Consider the following 23,234-nt stretch of genomic DNA (forward strand, 5'->3'; position numbering starts at 1 on the left):
GACATTGCTGATAAACGATTTGCGGCAGCCTAGGCTGCCGTTTTCGTTTTCAGGGGGGCTTTGGTGACTATGCGCCATCCCATGCCACGGACCACACGGGATCGTCCGCCCCCTGCTGTAACCTTCCTGTCAGATTGGGACGCTAGCTTCCTCCTCGACCTTTTCAGGAACTCACTATGTTCGGGATCCGCTCGCTGTTCGCTGCTGTTGCGCCTGTCTTCCTCGTCAGCACTGCTGCGATGGCGCAGACGTCCCATTATCACGTCGTGAAGACAATCGAGATCGGCGCTGCGCGCGCCGACTACATCATCATCGATCCTGTCGGCCGCCGGCTCTACGGGCTCGGCGACAAGGTGATAGACGTCGATAACGACTCCATCGTCGGGACGGTCGAAGGTGGAGGAGGCGGCTACGCGATCGACCACGAGGACAACCGCGGCCTGGTGCGCAACGGCACTCTCTTCGATCTCAAGACCCTCGCCGTCACCGGCCACCTCGACATCAAGGGCGACGGGAGCCGCTACGATCCCGTCACTCACCGCGCGTTCGTCTGGGAGGGCAAGGACGGTTGGGTGGTCGACATGCGCACAGGCACGCTGGTCTCGAAGACGATGATCGGGGACGGTCTCGAGTCTGCCGCGGCGGACGGGCACGGGAAGCTGTATGCCGCGATCGAGGAAAAGGGCGGCCTGGAGCAGTTCGATACGCGAACGCTGAAGATTGAAAAGACGTGGGACGTCTCCGGGTGCGGCCGCGCGCAGGGGCTCACGATGGACACACAGACGCGTCGCATTTTCATGGCGTGCGATACCGATGTCGTCGTGCTTAACGCCGACAACGGAAGCGTCGTGTCGCGCGTCCGCGTCCCGAGCCGCGCCGATATGAACTGCTTCGATCCGACGACAAAGCTGGTGTTCAATCCGAATCGCGCCGATAGCACGTTGTCGGTGATCCACGAGGATTCGCCGTCCAAGTTCACCGTCGTCGAGAAGGTTCCAGAGGGTGGAGCAGCGCGCACCTGTGCGGTCGATGAGAAAACTCACAAGGTGTACGTGTTCTATTACGAAGGGAATCCGCGCCAGGGCGGCAAGCTGCTCGCGTCCGTGCTGGCGCCGTGACGCGCTGCCGTCGCACCTGAATGAACTTCCCGTGATCGCAGGTTCAACTCCCGTGATCCCGACGTCGTAATTCAAAGCCCCGTCAACGATGTGCGTTGACGGGGCTTTGAATCGTCAGCGGACCGTGACGGGTGGTAACTTTGCTGGCGATCGGTCAGGTGACGCGGCCGACGAATCGCGTAATCCCGGAACCTGCCACCCGGAGCCTGAATCTTGCCTGACGCATTTCAAATTCGCCCTGTGCGACGCTCGGATCTGGCCCGGTGGCTGCCGCTCTGGGATGGATACAACGCCTTCTACGGACGCAGCGGCGAGACGGCGCTCGATCCGGAGATCACTCGCGTAACGTGGGAGCGATTCTTCGATGACAGTGAGCCGGTGCATGCCATGGTTGCGGAGAGTCGCGATACGCTGATCGGGCTGGTCCACTACCTTTTCCATCGCAGCACGATCATGACCGGACCGAACTGCTATCTCGCCGATCTCTTCACGATCGAAGGCGCGCGCGGCAGGGGAGTGGGACGTGGTCTGATCGAAGCGGTGTATGATCGTGCGGCGAACGCAGGATGCAAGCGCGTGTACTGGCAGACGCACGAGACGAATCTGACGGCGATGAAATTGTATGACGGAGTCGCCGAGCGATCAGGGTTCGTTGTTTACAGGAAGATGTTGTGAAGTGCGGTAACGTGCATGCTCGCCTTCTGTCAAACCATCAACAAGGAGAAAGATTGATGAAAGGTTACATCTCCGGTGCAGCTATCGCGGCTTTGCTCGCGGTTGCCATCGCGCCCGTGACCAGTGCGCAACAAGCTCCGCCGCCGCCCGCGACCGAAGCTGGCGCGGCGCTGCTGGCGATTCCGAATCTGCCGGCGAAATCCGGTGCCAGGCTGACGGTGAGCAGTCCCGCGTTCGCGCCAGGCGACGACATTCCGTTCGAGAACACCTCGTACCGCGGAAATGTCTTTCCCGGTCTGAAGTGGTCCGCCGGACCGGCTGGCACAAAATCATACGCGGTGATAATGCAGGACGGCGACGCAATGTCGCGTGGCGCGCCGATTCTTCACTGGACGATGGTGAACATCCCATCGACGATGACGCAGCTCGATGCAGCGATGAGCGAGCCGCCAGCCGGCGCGCAGTACGGTCCCAACATCCGCGGGCCGGCGCACGCATACATGGGCCCGCACACGCCTCCGGGGCCGAAGCATCGCTATCACCTGCAGGTCTTCGCACTAGACACGTCGCTTCCCGCTGAATCGCTCGCCACCTACGCCGATCTTACCGCGGCGATGAAGGACCACGTGCTCGCGAGCGGCGAAGTCATCGGTCTCGGTCAGGCGCCGCCTGCCACGACACCATAAGGGCGGCGCGGTCCACAGCCGCCGCGCGTGGACATGCGCGGCCCGGGGCTGGTGTCCTGCGTCAGAATGTCTCATGTTAGTCCCTGTCGCTGGTAAATCGGCCGTGTCGCGTGGAACGATTGTTCGATAAACCGACGACGGCAGCAACATCGCTCGGAAGAGAGTAAGCGTAGGGATGTGAGGCAGCCGGTTGCGTTTGGGGCCGATGACATGTCGATGAAATGACGCGTCCGACCCGCGCGCGGCTTGCCGGTTCAGCCGGAAGTTCCTGAAAGCGAAGGTGACCTGCAAGATGATGACGAACGACCGCATTCCAATCAGTCACGGCGCTGCGATAGGCTGCAGTGCCGCTCTCGCCTGTTCGGCGCCCTGGCGGCTGTTTCGGGCGTGATAGCGCCCCACGCCCCGATCGCCACGCTCCAGACCGTCCTCCTGGACAGTCCTGGGCACACGGTAAAGCTTACGGGACTCCCCGCGCTTGCGCTGATCCTGGGAGTGGTTGCCGCTGTCGCGGCGTTCGTCATCCGATTCATCAGGCTTCGCCGCCACGCCAGAGTTGCGACGAAGGCCAGAGGTGCCGCGGAGGCGGAGCTGCAGACGCTATTTGCGGCGATGCAGGATGTGGTGTTCGTGATCGATAGAGATGGAAGATATACGCGCGTGCCATACACCGACGCGAACGCGCTCTACCGTCCCGCTCCAGAGGTTGTCGGCCGCCATGTGAGCGATGTGCTTCCCGCCGACGCAGCGGCAACCATCTCCAACGTATCGGCACAGGTCGTCGATACACAACGAACGGTTCAGACCGAATTCAGGATCCAGCCGGACGGCAGAGTAGTCTGGTTCGCCGCCACTGCGTCGCCGTTCGATGGACGCGCCGTGCTCTGGGTTGCGCGCGACATCACGGAGACGAAAGTCGCGCGCGATGCTCTTGCGCACAGCGAGCGTCGCTACCGTCTGCTGTTCGATCGCAATCCGTGCGCGATGTGGGTGTACGATTACGACACGCGACAGATTGTGGACGTCAACGACGCCGCGGTGACCCAGTACGGCTACAGTCGAGACGAATTCGCACGGATGAAGCTGGATGATCTGCGCGCTCCCCATGATATCCCGCAGTTGTCACGCCTGCTCGCCGAGATGCCGAGCGATGAGCCGCGCGTTCACACTGTAAAGCACAGGAAGAAGGACGGCACTGTAATCTCCGTCGAAGCGCGTGGCCATCCACTCGGGATTCCCGACCGGCGTCTGCGGCTGGTGGTCATCACCGACATTACGGAACGGCTCGCCGCCGAGCGCGTCGTGCTCGAGGCGGAAGAACGAGCAATGGCAACCAGTCTGATGCTGCAGACTCTGATCGATGCTGCTCCGCAGGCGATGATCGTGCTGGACGCGGAGTGGAATGTCACGCGCTGGAACGATGCGGCGGAGGTGCTGTTTGGCTGGAGTGCAAGCGAAGTCATCGGTGGCCCGGTGCCTTTCATTCCTGCCGACCAGCGCGATCACGTCGATAAATGGCGCGGAACGCTGGGGCACGGCGGTACCGAGAAGCCGATAGAAGCGGTGCGAATGCGGAAGGACGGCCGCCATGTCGATGTCATGCTGGCGGTCGCGCCGTTGCTGGATGCCGAGGAACGGCCGACAGCATTCATCGGCGTGTATATGGACATCACAGAACGCAAACAGCTCGGAGAGCAGCTTCGGCAGTCGCAGAAGATGGAGGCGATCGGTACGCTCGCTGGCGGAGTGGCACACGACTTCAACAACATCCTCACCGTCATATCCTCGTACGCTGCCATGCTGATTGCGGACGATCGGTATCCCGACATTCGCGCGGACATCGAGGAGATAAGCAGCGCAGCACGACGCGCAACCGGTCTCACGCGCCAGCTGCTCACGTTCAGCCGGAAGGCGATCGTTCAGTTGCAGACAGTGGACATCAACGGCATCGTCGAAGAGATGCAGCCGATGCTGCGGCGGCTGCTGATGGAGCACATAGAGTTGATCGTCAAGCCGAGCGGCGTCGCAAGCAATTTGACTGCGGACGTGAGTCAACTCGAGCAGATACTGCTCAATCTCACGGTCAATGCCGCGGACGCGATGCCCGAAGGCGGAAGCCTCGTGATCGAGACGCACAACGTGTGGCTGGATGACGCGTACGCGGAGATGCACACCAACGTCGTGCCAGGTCCCTACGTGTTGCTTGCAGTGACCGACTCCGGCATAGGAATGGACGCCGACACCCTTCGCAAGATCTTCGAGCCCTTCTTCACCACCAAGGAAATCGGTCGCGGCACTGGACTAGGCCTTGCCACGGTCTATGCAATCGTCAAGCAGCTCGGCGGCCACATCTGGGTGTACAGTGAGCCGCACCAGGGTGCCACGTTCAAGATCTATCTCCCGCGCGACATGTCGTCCGCGCCGACGGAAGTTGCACCGGTGCAGCAGCTGTATTCGGCCGTGAGCGGCACTGTTCTTCTCGTCGAGGATGACAGCGCGGTCCGCCGCGCGGCGCGACGGATGCTGGAAAAGGTGGGGTTCAGCGTCATCGAAGCGCAGGACGGGGAGGAGGGATTGTCGGTCGCCTCCGGTTACGACGGCGAGATCGCGGTCGTGGTGACGGACCTCATGATGCCGAAGATGAACGGCGGCGATTTCGCACGAGCTCTGGCAGCGAGCAGGCCTGGATCGCGCATCGTATTCACGTCGGGTTATACAGATGACGCAGTTCTGCGCAAGCGACTCGTCGCGTCCACACACACGTTTGTTCAGAAGCCATTCACCGGCGATCAACTTGTTCGGACCATAACGTCGGTGCTTGCTGAGCCTGCATCCTGAGCAGACAGCTGGATCACAGTAGTTAACGTAGTTGCGAAGTCTCCGTCAAACTGGATGCGTGCGCTCAGGCCGCGCTGGCAGTGCCCTTCTCACGGAGACTCAGGTAATGATCCGCATGACGTCACTGATGCATGGCGTTCCCCTCGCAGCCGCGATGCTTGTCTCGGCTGGTTTCACGATGGCGTGCTCGCCAACACGCAACGTTTACGATTCGTCGTACAACGACAACCATCGCTGGGACAGACGTGAGGATGCGGCGTACCGGCAGTGGGAGGCGGAGCAGCATCTTCGCCACCTCGCCTACGAACAGCGCCAAATCGACGAACAGCGGGCATACTGGACGTGGCGTCACGATCATCCCGATGATCGCGAGTAGCCCGGCCGGAGCCAGACGGGAACCGATTAAGATATGTGAGTATGGGATCTGCGGCGACTTGCGACGAAACGAATCCAGGCGGGCGCCCCGAGGTCCGCGGAGTGAGCGTCGACGGAAAGACACGCTGTGCACACTATCACAGCGAAGTTGACGTAGTCGCTATCAAGCTTCATTGCTGTTCCGAGTATTACGCCTGCAAGGATTGCCATGACGAGCTGGCAGACCACGGTCTGGTCCCGTGGCCACGCGAGTCTTTCGAAACGCGCGCGGTCATGTGCGGCGCGTGCGGCGTCGAGCTGACCATCAACATGTATCTTGCGTGTGAGAGCCGCTGTCCTGCCTGCGGATCGGCATTCAATCCGGCGTGCAGCAAGCACCATCATTTCTATTTTTCGATTTCGGAACCGGCCGCCTGAGCTCGGTTTGAGCTGGCGCGGAAGTCGGACTATTCGAGATCGCGGAGACCGCGCCGTAGCCCGCGGTGACGAGACAGCCTGCGTGGATGGCGCAGACGGTCCCGCCCGTGCGGATCCAGTCGGCCACTAGCGGCAGCCCACTGGCGAGCCGGCTCGGGACTGTTTAACATACTGGTAAGTTTATTACCCGCCGGCGCGCACTGGGTCGGCCTTTTTTCGCCAGGACGCTGAACGTAAATGGCCGCCACTAAATCGTTGCGATGGGAACGCCGTCCCGACACCAGACCGCAGGAGTTGCTCGATGCTGCGATCGGCGTGTTCGCAGAGCGCGGCTATCGCAACACGCGCATCGACGACGTCGCCGAAGCGGCCGGTGTCACGAAGGGCGCGGTATATCACTATTTCGCGACGAAGGAAGATCTGCTGCTGCGCGCGATCGAGCACTATCATGACCGCGCCTTCGGACAGATCGACCAGGTGCTGCGTCACGCGCGCGGCCCTGCATCGGCCCGCATACGGCTGATGATGCGGAAGGCGTTCGGCGGTGCCGATCCCACGGGGCGAAAGATGACGCTCGCGCTGATCCTGCAGAGCGCACGGCACGACCTGCCGGAAGCGCACCGGCGGTGGTTGCGGGGCGGACCGATCAAGGGCTGGCGTCTGCTCGCCTCGCTGATCGAGGAGGGAATGCGCGCCGGCGAGTTTCGCGCCGACGCCGACGCGGAGGTCGCAGCCCGCGTGACGATCTCGGGGCTCATCACCCAGATCGTCTGGCAACCCCTCGCGGTCGATGTGCCTGAGCTGCTGATTGACGACGACAGGCTCATCGATTCGGCCGTGGAGCTGCTGCTGCACAGTCTCTGGCCGGCCCTGGTCGTCAACACGACAGACACCAAAGAGAACTGATTTGAATAGCACAGTCCGCGATGCCGCGGTCCGCGCCGTCGCTTTGTTTTGCCTCGTTGCATACTCGAAAGTATGCGATGGTCGTAACTTCCTGCCGGCAGCGATCCATGGCTGACGCGGTCCGCATAATCGAGCTTACCGCCGACGAGGAGCCGACGGCGGTCCTCGAGCCGATCATCAGTGAATACGAGCCGAGGAAGGGCGCCGAGCATCGGTATGTCATTGCGTTCGCCGTCGTGCTCGCCGCGATGATGCAGGTGATCGACAGCTCCATCGTCAACGTCGCGCTGCCGGACATGATGGGCAACCTCGGCGCGAGTCTCGACGACATCGCTTGGGTGTCGACCGGATATCTGCTCGCAAGCGTGATCGTCATTCCGCTGACCGGCTTTCTTGGCGATCTGCTCGGACGCAAGCGCTACTTCGTAGGGTCCATAGTTCTGTTCACCGCGTCGAGTTTCTTCTGCGGCGCGTCGCATTCACTTGGCGCGCTCGTCATGTGGCGCATCATTCAGGGAATCGGCGGCGGTGCGCTGATGACAGTTTCGCAGGCTGTGCTGTTCGAGTCCTTTCCGCTGGAAGAGGCGGGAATGGCAATGGCGCTCTTCGGACTTGGTGTTATGGTCGGTCCGACGATCGGGCCCACCCTCGGCGGCTGGCTCACCGACAATTACGGCTGGCCGTGGATCTTCTACGTCAACATACCCGTCGGCATTCTCGCCGCGGTGATGATTGCCGGCTACGTCAATGATCCCGCACACCAGAAGCGCCCGCGTGCGATCGACTATCTCGGCATCGCGCTGTTGATCGTGAGCGTGGGATCGCTGCAGTACGTGCTGGAACATGGCGAGCGCGAAGACTGGTTCGCATCCCACTTCATCGCGTGGCTGACGGTGACGGGCGTCGTTGGCGGCGTGCTGCTCATATGGCGTGAGCTGAGAACCGAGCATCCGGTGATCGATTTTCGCGTGCTGAAACACCGGCAGATGTGGGTCGGCACCCTGCTCGGCGTGGTCATGGGAATCGGGTTGTATGCGATGTCGTTCACGCTACCCGTGTTCATGCAGGGGAACCTGGCCATGACGGCGGAGCAGACAGGATGGATCCTCATGCCCGGCGCGCTAGCAACGGCGGTGTCGATGGGCGTGGTGGGACGGATTACGAACAAGTTCGATCCGCGACTGCTGATCACCGCCGGCGCGCTGACGTTCGCGCTTGCGGCGTGGAAGCTGTCATTGATTACAGGTGCGAGCGGCGCAGAGGATTTCTTCTGGCCTCTGATTCTGCGCGGAGTAGGGCTGGGCCTGATGTTCGTCCCGCTCACGACCATCACGCTCGCAGAGCTCTCGCCGACGGAGCTCGCTCAGGGAACGGGTTTGTACAACTTCTTCCGCCAGCTTGGCGGCTCCTTCGGCATTGCCGCTATCTCGACGCTGCTGATTCGCTATACGGCGCAGAATCGTGCGAATCTCGTGTCGCACGTATCGACACTCAATCCCGTCAGCATGGCGCGCATCGAGATGATGACGCGAGGCATGATGGCGAAGGGAGCGGACTTCTGGACTGCGCAGAAGCAGGCGCTGGCTCTGATCGACCATCAGCTCATGGCGCAGGCGAGTGTGCTGGCGTACGGCAAGATCTATGAGTTGAGTGCGGCGCTGATACTGCTGCTCATTCCGCTGCTGCTCCTCGTGCGGAAAACGAGGGGCGCCGCGGGCGCGCATGCGATACTGGAATGACCTCCAGTGATTGTCAAAGAGGCTGAAAATATTGATCACCGTTTTCTGACACTCCCGGTGCTGGTATGACCCCGTCAGCGCATGCATTCTTCGATCATGACGGGCAAGGCGATGATTATGGTTCTGTCTGCTGCGGGTACGCTGGGGCTGGCCCAGGGCGTGGGCAATCCGGTAATCGATCGCGGTGGCACATTCGTCACTCTGCTCGGGCGCGACACGGTAGTCGTCGAGAGCTTCACGCGGACTGGTAACAAGCTCGACGGCAACCTGGTCGTGCGCGTTCCTGGGACGGTTCTCATTCACTACGTTGTGGATCTTGCTGCCGACGGCGCTCCGTCGCGCTCAGTGGTGGACGTGACACCGATGGGGACGTCCGAGGTCGCGAAGAGACGCGTGACGATAGACTACGCGCGCGACTCGGTCGTGGTGGACGTTGACTCGGCGGGCCGCCAGAGCAGAGGGCATGCGGCGCTGAAACAGCCGCCGTATCCGCAGCTGATGACGGGATTCGGTCCCTCATATGGACTGTATGCTTCGCCCGTGCTGTACGAACTTTATGCGCCTCTTGCACGCGCGGCAGTCGGTGACACAGTGCGGCTTACCACGATCGATATCGTTCATGGGCGGACGTTCAAGCGTGTATTCGTGAAGCGATCGCCGAGGGAGCTGGATGCGGACTTCTTCGGCATCGCCGCGACACGCCTTACGCTGGATGACGCCGGACGCATCACCGGCGGGGACGCGAGCGAAACTACCGAGCAGACGCAGATGACGCGCACCGCATTTGTCGACGTATCGCCGATCGCAAGGCGATTCGCGGCTGCGGATCACGCTGGAAAGGGCGTGGGCGCCGTATCGCCGGAGGTGGTCGCGCGCACGAGGCTCGGTGGAGCGCCGGTGGTGGTCACGTACAGCAGTCCACGCCGGCGCGACCGCGTACTGCTCGGCAAGGTAATCCCCTACGGCAGCGTATGGCGCACCGGCGCAAACGCGGCGACGACGCTCTTCTTCGACAATGATCTGAACATCGGCGGAAAGAGGATACCTGCGGGGGTGTACAGTCTGTGGACGCTACCCAGGAGCGATGGGAGCGTCGATCTGATCGTCAATTCGCAACACGGCCAGTGGGGGACGGACTACGACGCATCGCACGACGTCGCTCATATCCCGATGGCGGTCACGACAGCGTCGTCACCGCAGGAGGACTTCGCGATCGCCGTTGCGGACGGTACGCCGGGCAGACTGCGGATGAGCTGGGGCAAGTTCATCTGGAGCGTGCCCGTTTCGGTAGCGAAGAAGCAGTAGCGGCGTGGCAGCTCAGGGTGCGAATCTGTAGCCGGCCTTGCGCGCGGTCAGAATGTGGCGCGGTTCCGCGGGATCGGACTCGAGCTTGTGACGCAGCCGCGCGACGTGCTGGTCGACGGTTCGGGACGTGAGGCCTGGTACGTAGTGCCAGACCTCATCCATTACATGCTCGCGTGAAATGATCGCCCCGTCGGCCCGCACCAGAAAGACCAGCAGCTCGTATTCGCGCGGCGTCAGCTCCACGACGGCTCCGGCGCGCGTCACGGTGCGGGTCTTGAGGTCGATCGTGACGTCACCGAACTGAATACTACCCGTGGATGAAGCATCGTTTGCAGCGGGCGATGTGCGCGGCTCGATGCGACGCAGCATCGCTTCCGCACGCGCGAGCAGCTCGAGAACACCGACAGGTTTGACGACGTAGTCGTCCGCGCCGCTTCGGAAGCCCTGCACCTTGTCCACTTCGCCATCGCGTGCCGACAGGATCAGTACGGCCGCCGTCCCGCCATTCGCCCGAAAGCGGCGCAATACGTCGAATCCGTTGACTTTCGGCAGCATGAGATCGAGAATGACGAGATCGGGCGTGTGCTCACCCAGCCACTCCAGCGCCAGCTCTCCGTCCGCTGCCCAGTGCACGTTGTATCCTTCGAATTCGAAGCTGGTGCGCAGTCCGAGGGCGAGTGTTTCGCTATCCTCTATTATGAGCACCGTGTGGTCGTGATGATTGTTGGCTTGAGATTCTGTCATCGTGACTACTCCGCGGTCCAGCGTGGTAGAAATACGGAGATCCGCGCGCCGGTATCTGCGCCCTGTTGGATCTCCACGCGCCCGTGCATCTGCAGGATCAGTTCGCGCGCAATCGTCAGGCCAATGCCGGTGCCGGCCGTCGCGTCTTGCGGAGAATCCAGCCGCGTGAACGCTTCCCACACGCGTTCGCGATCCTTGGCCGGAATCCCGGGGCCGGAATCCTCGACCCAGATCTGCACGTCCTGAGCGTCCGCGCGTACGCCGATGCGAATGGTCTGACCGTTCGGGCCGTATTTCACGGCGTTGTCGATGAGATTTACCAGCACCTGTTTGAGCGAGCCCGCGTCGCACGCCGCGATTGCTGGAACGGTATCGATCTCGAATTTCATGGACCGCGCGGCCGCAAGCTGCTCGCAGAGCTCAGCGGAACTTGCGACGACGTCCGACACGTCGACCGGGCCGAGCGCGATCTGCGGTCGCGTGGTGCGCACTACGGCGAGCACGTTGTCGGTGAGACGGATGAGGCGTTGCGTCTCCGTCTCGATTACCTCGATTGCCTTGTCATGCTCGTCCTGATTGCGGGCCCGCTTGAGTCGGAGAATCTGCACGAACAAGAGGATGTGTTGCAGCGGGGTGCGCAGCTCGTGCGAGATGTTCGCGAGAAACATCTCCCGCGATTCCACGAGCCTGAACTCCCTACGCATCATCGCGAGCGTAGCGACGGCGAGCACTATGCTGCCGATCAGTAGCAGGAAAGAACCTGGGAGACGTGAGCTCGAGACACCTCCGAGTACCAGTCGGCCCGCGACCTTTGGGCGGAGCCCGACCGTGACCACTATCCCACTGATCTGCGGGATCGTATCAGTGCCGATCGCGCGTACGGGTACGCTGCGTGATGGCGCCGCGTACAGAGTGCGTCCGCGACTGTCCGCGACGACGATGCTGAGGATCGAATCCGTCGGCATGCCTTCCGTGAGAAAGGGTGGAACTATGCGTGCGACACGATGGACCAGGGCATAGTCCCAGACATCATACGTAGCGTAACACGAGCGGTAGCCGTACACCGCTCTCACATGGCCGGCACCGTCGCGAACTGGCGTGAAGGCAACCGCTTCAGGGAAGTCGGGCGAGTCGACGAACAGATATCCAAAGTGCCAGGACGCTATCTCAGGGGTAACTGCAAGTTTGGGAATGGAATCGCGTATCAACCGCATGGCGGCCGGAATCGGTGTCCCGCCGACGATGGTCAGCCCGCGCGAGGGAAGATCCATCCTGAAGCGATAGATCTTCCACAGCGGGGACCGCGCACAGGCTTCGCCGGTATCGGGAATCGCGGGAATGATCGTCGGTGCTGGGAGGGGCCCCGTCCATGGGTCGTCGGGTCCTAGCTTGACGAATGCCTGCATTACTGTGCGCTCGCGCGCCATAAGGTAGATGCGAGTCACGTACAGATAGCTGGCGAAATGCGCGTACGCAGCGAGCGTGCGTTGCGCGGCCTCACGCTGCGCGCGTGCGGATCGAACCGCGTCTCGGAGCGAGAGAGCAGCCCCTCCAACGATCATCGCTAGTGTCACGCCCACGAGAATCGTCCGGATCTTCTTCAGTTTTGGCCGGGCGGTTACAAACATGAGTGCGATCCCGTTGGATCAATCAAGATACCACGGCTTGCTGCCCGCGCCCACTCGGCGATTGTATACGAATGATTCCGTACTGTTGCGGGGTGTGCCGGACTAACGGTCCATCGCCACGACGAGGGGGCCTACGACGAGAATATGGTGGACGAAGTTGACCACGAAGCCACGCGAGGCCATGGGTACGTGGTGCAGCTTCGTCATCGGAAATACGATGTAGCACATGGATAACCAGATGATCGCACCAAGCACCGGTCCGACGGTTGCGACCCCGATCCCCCCCTGTGCTGCGCGTTGCAGTGACGCCCAGTTGCGGTAGACCATGTAATACAGCGTTGCCCATGCGAACGCGACCGCAGTGTGCATTGCAAGGCCGATCAGCATGCCTTCGGTGCCAAGCGTGTAAGCTTCCTTGCCGAGCAGCGCGGCCGCCACTCCCTGGAATACACGAGCGAACGGCGGATGCCCGAAGAAGAGAAACCCAAGTGCGTACGCGCTGAACCCGTCGACGATTGCCAGTACGCAGCCCGTTCGCACGACAGTGGCCAGCTCACCGCGGCGCGTTGATGGAAGCTCCAGTGACGCAGTTGACATCGTTGCGACATTCTCCTGTTTGCGATGCTGCAGGCACGAAACAGCCGCGCGGCGCTGCGCACAAGCGCAGTGCTGTCAGGGAACGGTGACGAAACTTTTCCAAAGTGCCTGCGTCGCGCAGGCGCGGAGCTCAGGCGAGGTTGCGGAAGGCCTGCGCTGCTGCCTTGATGGTGTGGTCTGTCTCCGCCTCGCCGTGCTGTGTGGAAACGAACCATGACTCGAATGCCGATGGCGGCGGTGAGACACCAAGATCGAGCAGCGTGTGAAAGAAGGCCGAATAGCGACGCGTGTCGGACGCGCGCGCCTGCGTGTAGTCCGTGACCGGCCGGTCCGAGAAGAACGGCGTCAGCATGGTGCCCATGTGCGGTACCTGAAGGCTCACGCCTGCGGCTGCAGCCTCGCGCGCGAGCCCTCTGGCGAGAGCGGTCGTGGCGTCCGCCGCACGCTGCCAGACGCCGGGTCTCGCCAGCTCGCGAAGAACTGCGACTCCTGCCGCCATCACGACCGGATTGCCGGCGAGCGTTCCCGCCTGATAAACCGGTCCGTCGGGCGCAATCTGGCGCATCAGCTCGGGACGGCCGCCGTACGCTCCGACAGGGAGGCCGCCGCCGATCACCTTGCCCAGCGTGGTAAGGTCCGGCGAAATTCCGAACAGCGTCTGAGCGCCGCCGGGATGCACCCGAAAGCCTGTCATCACTTCATCGAAGATGAGTACCGCGTCGTACGCAGTCGTTTGCCACCGCAGGGCTTCGAGGAAACCAGGAACTGGTAGTACAACTCCCATGTTGCCGGCGATCGGCTCGACGATGACAGCGGCGACCTTGTGACCGTACTCGGCGAAGGCGTTGCGTACCGCTTCGATATCATTATACGGTAGCACCATCGTGTCGCGGGTTGCCGCAGCGGTAACTCCCGGTGAATCCGGAAGCCCGAGTGTTGCGACGCCCGATCCCGCACGCACGAGAACCGAATCGGCGTGACCGTGATAATTGCCGTCGAACTTGATGATGAGGTCGCGCCCCGTCGCGGCGCGGGCGAGCCGGATCGCGCTCATGACAGCTTCGGTACCGGACGTCACGAATCGCATTACCCGCATCGACGGCACGAACTGCTGAATTGCCTCTGCGAGCTCGATCTCATGCGTGCTCGGCGCACCGAAGCTGGTCCCTCGCGACGCAGTCTCGATGATCGCGTCCAGTACAACCTGCGGCGCATGACCGAGAACGTGCGGACCATAGGCGAGCAGGTAGTCCACCAGGCGATTGCCATCGGCGTCGGTGACGTATGCGCCCTTGCCGCTCACGATGAAGCGTGGTGAACCACCGACGCCATTGAACGCACGCACCGGCGAGCTGACTCCACCCGGAAAGTACCGTCGGGCGACATCATAGAGTCGCGTGGATTCCGAGGTATCTGGCGTCGCGTCGATCGATGTCATGCCGCTTCCTCTGTTTGTCGTGCTGCAAGATATGTTACTGCCGATGCACCGGCACGCTCGCCCGAATGGATGCAATCGGGAATCCCGATCCCGTGAAAGGTAGACCCGGCGATGAAAATTCCGGGAACCGCTGCAAGCGCGTCGCCAAGCGCCGTCACGTTCTTGTCGTGGTCGGGTGGATACACCGGGATTCCAGCGGGCCACTCGTACACACGTGTGAACAGCGGCGTGGCAGTGACGCCCAGCGTAGAGGCGACTTCCGCGCGAACGAGTGAGATGGCGTCGAGTCCGCAGCCGCGAACGTATCCGCGCACAAGAACGGTCCCTCGCGGCGCATGAGTCGGGTTCTTGGAAGAGGTCCAGGTGCAGGCGCTGACTGCGGACGACGGCTCCGTCACGAGGTAGCCGGTCCCCGAAAGCGAGCACTGAACGTCGTCGGCATTCCACGCCATCGTTACGGTGGTGGTTGCCGGATACGCGACCCCTTCCAGCGTCTTTGCCGCCGGGACTGCAAGCGATGACAACAGCATCATGGCTGCACGTGCCGGAACTGCAATGATCGTGGCGTCTGCGACCAGCGATGTGCCGTCCGCAAAGTGCGTGACCCATCGTCCGTCATCTGTACGCTGGATCGACTCGGCGACTGCATTCGTGCGCACCGTTACGTCACTCAGCGCTGCGCAGGCAACGTCGACCAGCTCCCGCAGCCCCTCCCGGAACGTCAGCAACTCACCGTCGAACGTCGTGGGCGATTTGCAGAGCTCGCCGTCCCGACGCTCGTAGGTCGGAAGATTGTCAGGATTCACGCGAATCACGCGCGTGCCGAGCGACAGAGCATCGAAGAGGCTGGTAGTTCGCAGCTTGCTCCCGATGCACACGTCCGCTCCACCATCGACCACGCATCCATCCACAACGTCGCCCGCGATCTTGCCGCCGAACCGCGCTGCGGAGTCGGCGAGCGTGATGCCGCAGGAGTCGTTCAGCGCACGAATGCGCAACGCGGCGGCGATTCCAGCGATTCCAGCACCGATGACAAGAATCTCCGGCCTTGCATTTCGTTCGATACTGCCGCTCAGGTCCATCCGGCGTCCTGGGCCCGACGTGCGATGATGGATGCCAGCTGCTGCACGAATTGCGGATCGTCGTTCAGGGAGGGAGGGCGTTCCAGATGCATTCCCAGCTCGCGTGCAATGCGCTGTGCGTCGATGTCGATGTCGTAAAGGATCTCGACGTGGTCGCAGACAAATCCTACAGGCACGCTGACGACGTTGCGTATGCCGCGCGCGGCAAGCGCCGCGAGATGGTCGGGGTAGGTAGGACCCAACCATGGCTCGGGACTACGGCCGGCGGACTGGTAGCTCCACGACCACCTGTCCGACGGAATTCCCGCGCTCTGCGCAACGAGCTGAGCGGTTTCATGAACCTGTGCGTCGTAGGGATCGCCGGCGCGAATGATCCGTTCGGGCAGGCTGTGCGCACTGAAGATCACATGCACCAAATCGCGGTCTGCTTCAGGCCAGCGTGCGATGCCGGCGAGCACGCGGTCGGCGAGCGCGGCAATCAGGCCGGGTGCAGTGTGATAGCTATCGACGTGCGCGAAGTCGATGTTCGTGCGGTACATGGAGAGGCCATCGGCTATCTTTGCCTGATAACGCGCGATGCTCATGCCGCTGAAGTGCGGTGCGAGGACCATGCTGACAGCGCGGTCGATTCCATCGATGCTCATCCGGCCCACCGTTTCCTCGATCCACGGTGACCAGTGGCGCATTCCGACATACACGCGGAAGCGGCGCGGCACTCCGGCGGGATTGAGCTCGCGCTCGATTCCATCAGCCTGGCGTTGTGTCAACTCGGCGATCGGGGAACGTCCGCCAATTGCTTCGTAGTTGCGTGTGATCTCGGCGAGCACGGCCGGCGTTGTAGGACGGCCGTCGCGTATGTCCGCCAGATAGCCGGGAATCTCGGCAAGCGACTCGGGCCCGCCGTACGCCATCAGCAGCACGCCAATCGGTGCGGTTTGGCCGGCGTCGTCGGGCGTGCGAGTCAAGGGCAGTAACCTGGTGCAGTAGCCTCATGCACGTAGTCCACGAGTCTGCGCACGTTGTCGACCGGCGTCGAGGGAAGAATGCCGTGACCGAGATTGAAGATGTGCCCGGGTCTGGAGCCGGCTCGCATCAAGACGTCATCGATCTGGGCCTTCAACTCCCGCCACGGCGCGAGCAGCGCGATCGGATCCAGGTTTCCCATGATCGAATACCTGTCACCGAGTCTCGCGCGCACCGAATCGAGTGGAGTGCGCCAGTCGATTCCCACCACGTCACCGCCGCACGCCGCGACGTCGTCGATGTATGCGCCGGTGCCGGTGCTGAAGTTGATTACGGGAACTCCGGCAGCATGGACTGCACGATAGAGCGCTGCGTTATGCGGCTGCACGTAGCGTGCATAATCATGTGGACTGAGCGCGCCTGCCCACGAGTCGAACACCTGCAGGACATCGGCGCCTGCGCGGGCCTGCGCGACAAGGTAATCCGCAAGCACGGTGACGAGGCGGCGCATCAGCCGTCCCCACGCTGCGGGCTCCGCGTACATGAAGCTCTTCGCCAAATCGTAACGCTGCGAGCTGCCACCCTCGATTGCGTAACACGCCAGCGTGAAGGGCGCACCAGCGAATCCAATCAGCGGGGTCGATGCGGGGAGCGCTTCGCGCACGAGTCGAATCGCGCCAAGCGTACCTCGCATCGTCTGCTCCGCCGGCGGAGTGCCGAGCATGTCGACGTCGCGCGACGCCCGAACCGGATTGGCGATGCGCGGACCGGCGCCTGCGACGAAGTCGAGGTCGAGCCCCATGCCAATGAGCGGCGGCAGGATGTCGGAGAAGATGATCGCCGCATCGACGCCGAGTGCCTTCACGGGCTGCAAGGTGATCTCCGCCGCGGTTGCGGGATCGCCGATCGCTTCCAGCATGGTCTGGCGCGCGCGGATCGCGCGATACTCCGGCATGTACCGTCCGGCCTGCCGCATCAGCCACACGGGAGTGTGCGGCACAACGTCTCGACGGCACGCGCGAACGAGAACGGAGCCCGCAGCCACGCTCGCGACGGGCACGTCGCCGTGCGCTGGCGGCGTTGCATGCGGACGGGTTGTCGTCGGGCGCGTTGCTGCCATCAATCCTTCAGCCACCGCGCGGCATCCTTCGCATGATATGTAATGATCATTCCGGCGCCGGCGCGGCGCATCGATGTGAGTGATTCCAGCACGACAGCGCGCTCGTCGATCCATCCTGCCGCGGCCGCCGCCTTCACCATCGCGTATTCGCCGCTCACGTTGTATGCGACGAGGGGCACGCCGGGATGCGCCGCGCTCACGGCGCTCACGATGTCGAGATAGGCGAGCGCAGGCTTCACCATCAAGAAATCCGCGCCTTCAGCAACGTCGAGCGCACTTTCCCGCAACGCGATCCCGCGATTCGCCGGGTCCAACTGATGCGTGCGCCGGTCGCCGAACGCAGGTGCACCACCTGCCGCGTCGCGGAACGGGCCGTAGTACGCGGAGGAATACTTCACGGCGTAAGCCATGATCGCCACATTCGCATGGCCTGCATTGTCGAGCGCGACGCGGATTGCTCCGACGGCGCCGTCGATCATTCCGCTGGGTGCGACGACGTCTGCACCAGCCTCGGCGTGCGATACCGCAATCCGTCGCAGAGAATCGAGCGTTTCATCGTTGATGAGGTATTGCTCGGCGTCGAGAATCCCGCAGTGGCCATGTGACGTGTACTCGCACATGCACACGTCGGTGATGACGAGGAGGTCGGGTGCGTGAGCCTTGAGAGCACGGATCGCGCGCTGAACGGCGCCGCCTGACGCGTAACTCTCCTTTCCATGCGGATCCTTGCGATCCGGTGCTGGAACGCCAAAAAGAATCACCGCGAGAACACCAGCTGCGACGAGCTCGTCGGCGATGGCCGTTACACCATCGACGGACACGCGTTTGATTCCCGGCATCGATTCTATCGACTCGACGACGTTCTCGCCGTCGGTGACGAAGATCGGTGCGATGAGATGCTCCGGCCTCAGCAAGGTCTCGCGTACCATCCGCCGAAGAGTGTCACTGGTGCGCAGCCGGCGGAGTCTCACGGTGGGGAATTGGCCGGCGTCGGTCATTGCATGCTTATTGGTGGCGCTTGCTGTGCGTTGTCGTGCGGGGCCGCGCCGAACATCCGCGAGAGCGCGGTAACGACGCCATCGAGGGTGTACACTCCCGCAACAGCCGATACCGGCAATCCCGCCTCCGTCGCCGCGTTCGCAGTAACGGGTCCGATGCAGACGATGCGGGGCGCGACAGACGTGCCGAAGCACGCAACGAACGCGTGCACGGCTGACGGACTCGTAAACGTTATCGCATCGGCCTCCAGTATCCTGCTTCGCGTCTCATCTTGCACGGTGCGAGCGACGGTGTCGTACAGGATCAGCTCCACGACTTCGGCGCCGCGCGCGCGCAGCGTATCTGAAAGAACCGACCGTGCGCCCGCGGCCCGCGGCCAGAGAATCTTCATTCCCTTCACGTCGCCAAGTGCATCTGCCAGCGACTCTGCGACAAATTCAGGCGCAGTCACCGCCGACGTAGCGCCGAGCGCGGCAACCGCTCGTGCAGTAGCCGGTCCAACTGCCGCGATCGCGGGATGCAGCCGGAATGCGGTCTGATCGGCGGCGTCCAGTCGAGCCCAGAACATGCGCACGCCATTCGCGCTCGTGAAGGCGATCCAGTCGAATTCGCCGACTGCGGCAGACGCGAGTGAATCATCGCGATGGATCGGATCGATGCCGATGAGAGGAACTACGAGTGGCTCGGCGCCAGCTCGTCGGAGCGCCGTCGTGAGTGGCCCATCTTCCATCTCGAATCGCGTCACGACCACGCGGCGTCCAGCGAGCGCTGCCGTCATGACTGCATCGCCCGTAGGGATGAACTCAGCTCCGCGTCCACGGCATTGTGCAAATCGACGTCGTCGATGCGCGTCAGGATGTCCAGAGCGATCGGATCGTCGGCGCGGCACTGCACCGCGAGAGCGCCCTGGCCCGCGGCGGGCGGCATCGTCGTGAGATCGAATATCTCGGTGATGTTCGCGCGTAGTTCCAGCCGTTCGAGACCCGCGAGAGCAAGCAGCGCAGCGTCATAATCCCCCGCGAGTACCTTCGCGACCCGCGCATCCACAGTGCCGCGAATGGGTTTTACCTCGAGATCGGGACGCAGCGCGAGAACCGCCGCGGCGCGTCGCTCGCTGGACGTGCCAACGAGGGAGCCCGGCGGAAGTTCGCTCAGTCTGAGAGGACGCGCGCAGACGAGAGCTTCGCGCGGGTCGGCACGGACAGGCACCGCGGCGATCACGAGTCCGGCAGTCGCCTCGGTCGGCAGGTCCTTGTACGAGTGTACCGCGGCATCGATCTCACCGGTGCTCAGTGCGCGCTCGATCACGTCGGTAAAGGCGTCGGCGGCCAGTTGCGGCGCGGGAACGTCGAGCATCACATCGCCGGACGTCTCGTACTCGCGTACTTCGATGTCGAGTCGGGGATGCGCAGCGGCAAGGAGTCCGGCTACGATCGCCGTCTGTCGCAGAGCGAGCTCGGACTTCCGCGTTCCAACTACGAAACGTCCTGTCATCATACCCCTATCGGGCTGGCTATCCGCGCGGATTCCGACGGGCGCCGTAGTGTCGTAGCCGTCGATCGTGCGGCGAGTCGCTCCTTGAGTATCGCCAGCTCCTCGCCGATGATCCGCTCGACAGCTGGAATGACCGCGCGTCGCTCCGCATGGGCCGCTACCACGTACGGGCCCAGATCATCGATGCCGATCAGCTTCGCACCAGCAACACTGCGGACGTTGACGTCGACATTGCGGGGCAATGAGACATCGACGAGCGTCATGGGGCGATGCGGTCTGTGGGCGAGCGCCTTGGTCACGGTGCAGCTGTCGATCAGCGGGAGTGCCGCGCGTGTTGCCGCGATCACCACGTCCGCGTCACGCAGCAGAGAGGGCAGGAGGTTCAGCGGACAGGCGTCGGCGCCGTGATGTGCACCCATCTCGACCGCTGCCTCCACTGTTCGATTCGCGATCGTGATCCTGCGCGCCCCATACGGCGCCAGCGAACGCAGCGCCAGCTCGGCGATCTCGCCGGCTCCGACCACCACGACGTTGCGGCCGGCAAGCCCGTTCGCAGCCGTCGCGGCGGCATCGACCGCCGCCGAGCCCAGACTCGCCGCTTGCAGACGGCCCCAGATCATGCCACGTGCTCGCTCTCCGGCGCGAACGGCGCTCTTGAATGCGAGCTTCAGCAGCGGCGAGGCCGCATGCACTGCAACCGATTGCCGCAGCGAGCTCGCTACCTGTCCGGTGATCTGAGCCTCGCCAATTACGACCGAGTCCAGTCCCGTGGCGACCTTGAAGAGATGCTCCGCCGCGGCCAGTCCGTGCAGCGAATAGGCGTGCGCCGCCAGTACGGATTCCGGGATTCCACACGTCGCCGACCACCATTCGAGCAGGATCTCTCGTACGTCGCGAGTGCTGGCAGGTGTTTCCGCGTACAGCTCGGTGCGATGGCACGTCGCGATTACCACCAGGCGCTCGATGCGCGGGTCGTGTCGCGCTGCGGCCAGCGCATCACGGAGCACGGACGTGGATAAACCGGCACGCTCGCGCACCTCGGACGTAGCCGTTTTGTGGCTGATTCCGAGGCAGTCTAGCCTGAGGCCGGTGTCTACGGCTATTTCAGTGACCAATGTGCGTGAGAATCCGGGGGACGGGGCGAGCTGGAAAGTTGTGAGTTCCACGCCCTCTACGGTATCCGGGCGACTACGGACTCCAGTCCAAACGGCAGTTCGCCCGGGAGAGTACTTTTGTAAACTTACCGAATGCGAACGTTCGGACAGACCAAACAGGGGACGCCGTTGCCAGTGAAATATACCTCTCGCTATCACCTGACCGTACTCGCTCGTTCAGCTCGGCTGTCTCGCGCGGCCGGTGCCGCGACGCTCGCAGCGATGCTTGTACTTTCAGGGTGCAAGACATCCAGCCCGAGCGCCGAGGCGCCGAGCACCGCCTCGACGCCGACGGTGCACGCAGCCTTCCCGGATGGATGGGGCAGCAAGCATCGCAGGCCGCCGACGGTCGAACAGCACGCGATGGTTGTCAGCAACAGCAATCTCGCCAGCGAAGCGGGCGCCGAGATCCTGAGGAAGGGCGGAAACGCCGTCGACGCAGCGGTGGCGACCGGCTTCGCGCTCGAAGTGACATTCCCGTTCGCCGGAAACATCGGCGGCGGCGGGTTCATGGTGATCCGGATGGCGAACGGCGAGGCCACCGCGGTCGACTATCGCGAGACGGCTCCGCTCGCCGCAACGCGGGACATGTACATCGAGCGCGGCAAGCTGACGAACAAGAGCACCGTGGGCGGGCTCGCATCCGGCGTTCCCGGCTCCGTGGCCGGCATGGCGGCCGCGCTCGCCAAGTACGGCACGATGTCGCTGCACGACGTGATGCAGCCGGCCATCAAGCTTGCCTCGGATGGCTTCATCGTGGACAGCGCGACGTCGCGAGGGCTGGGCGCGAGCGCGCATCTCATCAGCCAGTTCGCCGGCGCCGCGGTGTTTCTCCCAGGCGGCAAGCCACTTCCTCCGGGCACTCTTCTTCGGCAGCCGGAATTGGCGAAGACCCTGCGCCTGATTGCCGATCAGGGACCAGCTGCATTCTACACCGGCCCGATCGCCGACGAGATCGTCGCGCAGATGAAGCACGATGGCGGGATAATCACCCGGCAGGATCTCGCGTCGTACAGGCCGGAGTGGCGCACACCGATCGTCGGCAAGTATCGCGGCTACACTCTGTACGCGATGCCGCCGTCGTCCAGCGGTGGTGTGACAACGGTGGAAATACTGAATCAACTCGAAACCTGGAAGTCGCTCCCGCCATTCAACAGCGCGGCGTACAAGCACCTTCTGGCGGAGACGTTCCAGCGCGCCTTCATCGACCGCAACACAAAGCTCGGTGACCCCGCGTTCGTCACGAATCCGCTCGACATGTTGACCGACAAGGCGTATGCCAGGAAGCTTGCGTCGACCATCCAGCCGGACCGTGCCACCCCGTCGCCGTCGTTCGCGGCAGCTGCCGAGCCGATGCACACCACCCACTACTCGGTGGTCGATGCATCCGGCAACGCAGTCTCCACGACGACCACGCTCAACAGTGGATTCGGGTCCGGCGTGTTCGTCGCCGATGCGGGCTTCTTCATGAACGACGAGATGGATGACTTCGCGGCCGAGCCCGGCAAGCCGAACCAGTTCGGTCTGGTGCAGGGTGAGATCAATGCGATTCAGCCCGGCAAGCGCATGCTGAGCGCCATGTCTCCGACGATCGTGCTGGATCGCAGCGGCAAGCTCCTGCTCGTAGTCGGGGCCGCCGGCGGCCCGACTATCATCACGGGAGTCACGCAGGTGATACTGAACGTCATCGACCAGCACATGTCGCTCCCAGACGCTATGTTCGCGCCGCGCATGCACGACCAGGCGTGGCCCGATGAGATCACATACGAGAAGGGCGGATTCTCACAGTCCGCGACGGATTCGCTCGTGGCGATGGGGTACAAGCTGCACGAGGTGGGCGGTCTCACGAACGTGAACGCCGTCATGCGCGGGCCGGACGGACGCTGGGTCGGAGTGTACGAGCCACGTTCCAACGGCGGCGCCGTCGGCTACTGATCCAGCACGTATGTTGGAGCG

The 23,234-nt window shown here is 63.0% G+C and carries 21 protein-coding genes; 10 read left to right on the top strand and 11 right to left on the bottom strand.

Translation table 11 applies throughout. From position 1 onward, the window contains the following. Positions 1–176: 176 nt before the first annotated feature. From V4529_01185 to V4529_01225, 9 genes are all read left to right on the top strand, one after another. Positions 177–1,118, top strand: coding sequence for a hypothetical protein (locus V4529_01185; protein MES2356932.1), 942 nt, complete (start codon positions 177–179; stop codon positions 1,116–1,118). Positions 1,119–1,331: 213 nt separating this feature from the next. Beyond that, entirely contained in the window at positions 1,332–1,793 is a 462-nt protein-coding gene (locus V4529_01190; protein MES2356933.1) for a GNAT family N-acetyltransferase, read from the top strand. A 56-nt stretch (positions 1,794–1,849) separates the two neighbouring features. Beyond that, positions 1,850–2,479 carry a YbhB/YbcL family Raf kinase inhibitor-like protein gene (locus tag V4529_01195; protein ID MES2356934.1) on the top strand — a complete coding sequence of 210 codons (630 nt, stop codon included), beginning with the start codon at positions 1,850–1,852 and terminating at the stop codon, positions 2,477–2,479. Positions 2,480–2,866: 387 nt separating this feature from the next. Continuing rightward, positions 2,867–5,317, top strand: a complete 2,451-nt coding sequence (locus tag V4529_01200; GenBank protein ID MES2356935.1) for a PAS domain S-box protein — start codon at positions 2,867–2,869, stop codon at positions 5,315–5,317. 106 nt (positions 5,318–5,423) lie between these two features. Then, positions 5,424–5,693 carry a hypothetical protein gene (locus tag V4529_01205; protein ID MES2356936.1) on the top strand — a complete coding sequence of 90 codons (270 nt, stop codon included), beginning with the start codon at positions 5,424–5,426 and terminating at the stop codon, positions 5,691–5,693. Positions 5,694–5,734: 41 nt separating this feature from the next. After that, positions 5,735–6,109, top strand: coding sequence for a CHY zinc finger protein (locus V4529_01210; protein MES2356937.1), 375 nt, complete (start codon positions 5,735–5,737; stop codon positions 6,107–6,109). Positions 6,110–6,346: 237 nt separating this feature from the next. After that, a complete protein-coding gene (locus V4529_01215) occupies positions 6,347–7,015 on the top strand; it encodes a TetR/AcrR family transcriptional regulator (GenBank protein ID MES2356938.1) in 669 nt (222 codons plus the stop codon). 107 nt (positions 7,016–7,122) lie between these two features. Then, entirely contained in the window at positions 7,123–8,754 is a 1,632-nt protein-coding gene (locus V4529_01220; protein ID MES2356939.1) for a DHA2 family efflux MFS transporter permease subunit, read from the top strand. An 81-nt stretch (positions 8,755–8,835) separates the two neighbouring features. Next, positions 8,836–10,059, top strand: a complete 1,224-nt coding sequence (locus tag V4529_01225; GenBank protein MES2356940.1) for a DUF2911 domain-containing protein — start codon at positions 8,836–8,838, stop codon at positions 10,057–10,059. Between the two features lie 12 nt (positions 10,060–10,071). On the opposite strand, the gene V4529_01230 is transcribed toward V4529_01225, so the two are convergent. From V4529_01230 to hemA, 11 genes are all read right to left on the bottom strand, one after another. Next, a complete protein-coding gene (locus tag V4529_01230) occupies positions 10,072–10,803 on the bottom strand; it encodes a response regulator transcription factor (protein ID MES2356941.1) in 732 nt (243 codons plus the stop codon). 5 nt (positions 10,804–10,808) lie between these two features. Next, on the bottom strand, positions 10,809–12,431 hold the full coding sequence (locus tag V4529_01235; protein ID MES2356942.1) for a HAMP domain-containing sensor histidine kinase: 1,623 nt from the start codon (positions 12,429–12,431) through the stop codon (positions 10,809–10,811). A gap of 102 nt (positions 12,432–12,533) precedes the next feature. Next, entirely contained in the window at positions 12,534–13,028 is a 495-nt protein-coding gene (locus V4529_01240; GenBank protein MES2356943.1) for a hypothetical protein, read from the bottom strand. Positions 13,029–13,158: 130 nt separating this feature from the next. Continuing rightward, complete coding sequence (hemL, locus tag V4529_01245) at positions 13,159–14,466, bottom strand: glutamate-1-semialdehyde 2,1-aminomutase (protein MES2356944.1); 1,308 nt, start codon at positions 14,464–14,466, stop codon at positions 13,159–13,161. After that, positions 14,463–15,548 (bottom strand): FAD-dependent oxidoreductase, encoded by a 1,086-nt coding sequence (locus tag V4529_01250; protein ID MES2356945.1) that lies wholly within the window; start codon positions 15,546–15,548, stop codon positions 14,463–14,465. Before V4529_01250 ends, hemL begins: the two co-directional genes overlap by 4 nt. After that, on the bottom strand, positions 15,539–16,513 hold the full coding sequence (gene hemH / locus V4529_01255) for a ferrochelatase (GenBank protein ID MES2356946.1): 975 nt from the start codon (positions 16,511–16,513) through the stop codon (positions 15,539–15,541). Before hemH ends, V4529_01250 begins: the two co-directional genes overlap by 10 nt. Next, positions 16,510–17,631, bottom strand: coding sequence for a uroporphyrinogen decarboxylase (gene hemE, locus V4529_01260; protein ID MES2356947.1), 1,122 nt, complete (start codon positions 17,629–17,631; stop codon positions 16,510–16,512). Before hemE ends, hemH begins: the two co-directional genes overlap by 4 nt. Further along, positions 17,631–18,629 (bottom strand): porphobilinogen synthase, encoded by a 999-nt coding sequence (hemB, locus tag V4529_01265; protein ID MES2356948.1) that lies wholly within the window; start codon positions 18,627–18,629, stop codon positions 17,631–17,633. The genes hemE and hemB overlap by 1 nt, the downstream gene beginning before the upstream one ends. Then, positions 18,626–19,408 carry a uroporphyrinogen-III synthase gene (locus V4529_01270; GenBank protein MES2356949.1) on the bottom strand — a complete coding sequence of 261 codons (783 nt, stop codon included), beginning with the start codon at positions 19,406–19,408 and terminating at the stop codon, positions 18,626–18,628. Before V4529_01270 ends, hemB begins: the two co-directional genes overlap by 4 nt. Continuing rightward, positions 19,405–20,127, bottom strand: coding sequence for a hydroxymethylbilane synthase (gene hemC, locus V4529_01275; protein ID MES2356950.1), 723 nt, complete (start codon positions 20,125–20,127; stop codon positions 19,405–19,407). The genes V4529_01270 and hemC overlap by 4 nt, the downstream gene beginning before the upstream one ends. After that, the gene (gene hemA / locus V4529_01280; GenBank protein MES2356951.1) at positions 20,124–21,437 is read right to left on the bottom strand and encodes a glutamyl-tRNA reductase; all 1,314 of its coding nucleotides are present in this window, start codon (positions 21,435–21,437) and stop codon (positions 20,124–20,126) included. The genes hemC and hemA overlap by 4 nt, the downstream gene beginning before the upstream one ends. Here hemA and ggt point away from each other — a divergent pair. Next, positions 21,372–23,213: a gamma-glutamyltransferase gene (gene ggt, locus V4529_01285; GenBank protein ID MES2356952.1), complete on the top strand. Its 1,842-nt coding sequence runs from the start codon at positions 21,372–21,374 to the stop codon at positions 23,211–23,213. The two genes, hemA and ggt, sit on opposite strands and share 66 nt — an antisense overlap. Positions 23,214–23,234 lie beyond the last annotated feature (21 nt).

The sequence above is a fragment of the Gemmatimonadota bacterium genome (genome assembly GCA_040388625.1).
GTDB lineage: Bacteria > Gemmatimonadota > Gemmatimonadetes > Gemmatimonadales > Gemmatimonadaceae > Fen-1247.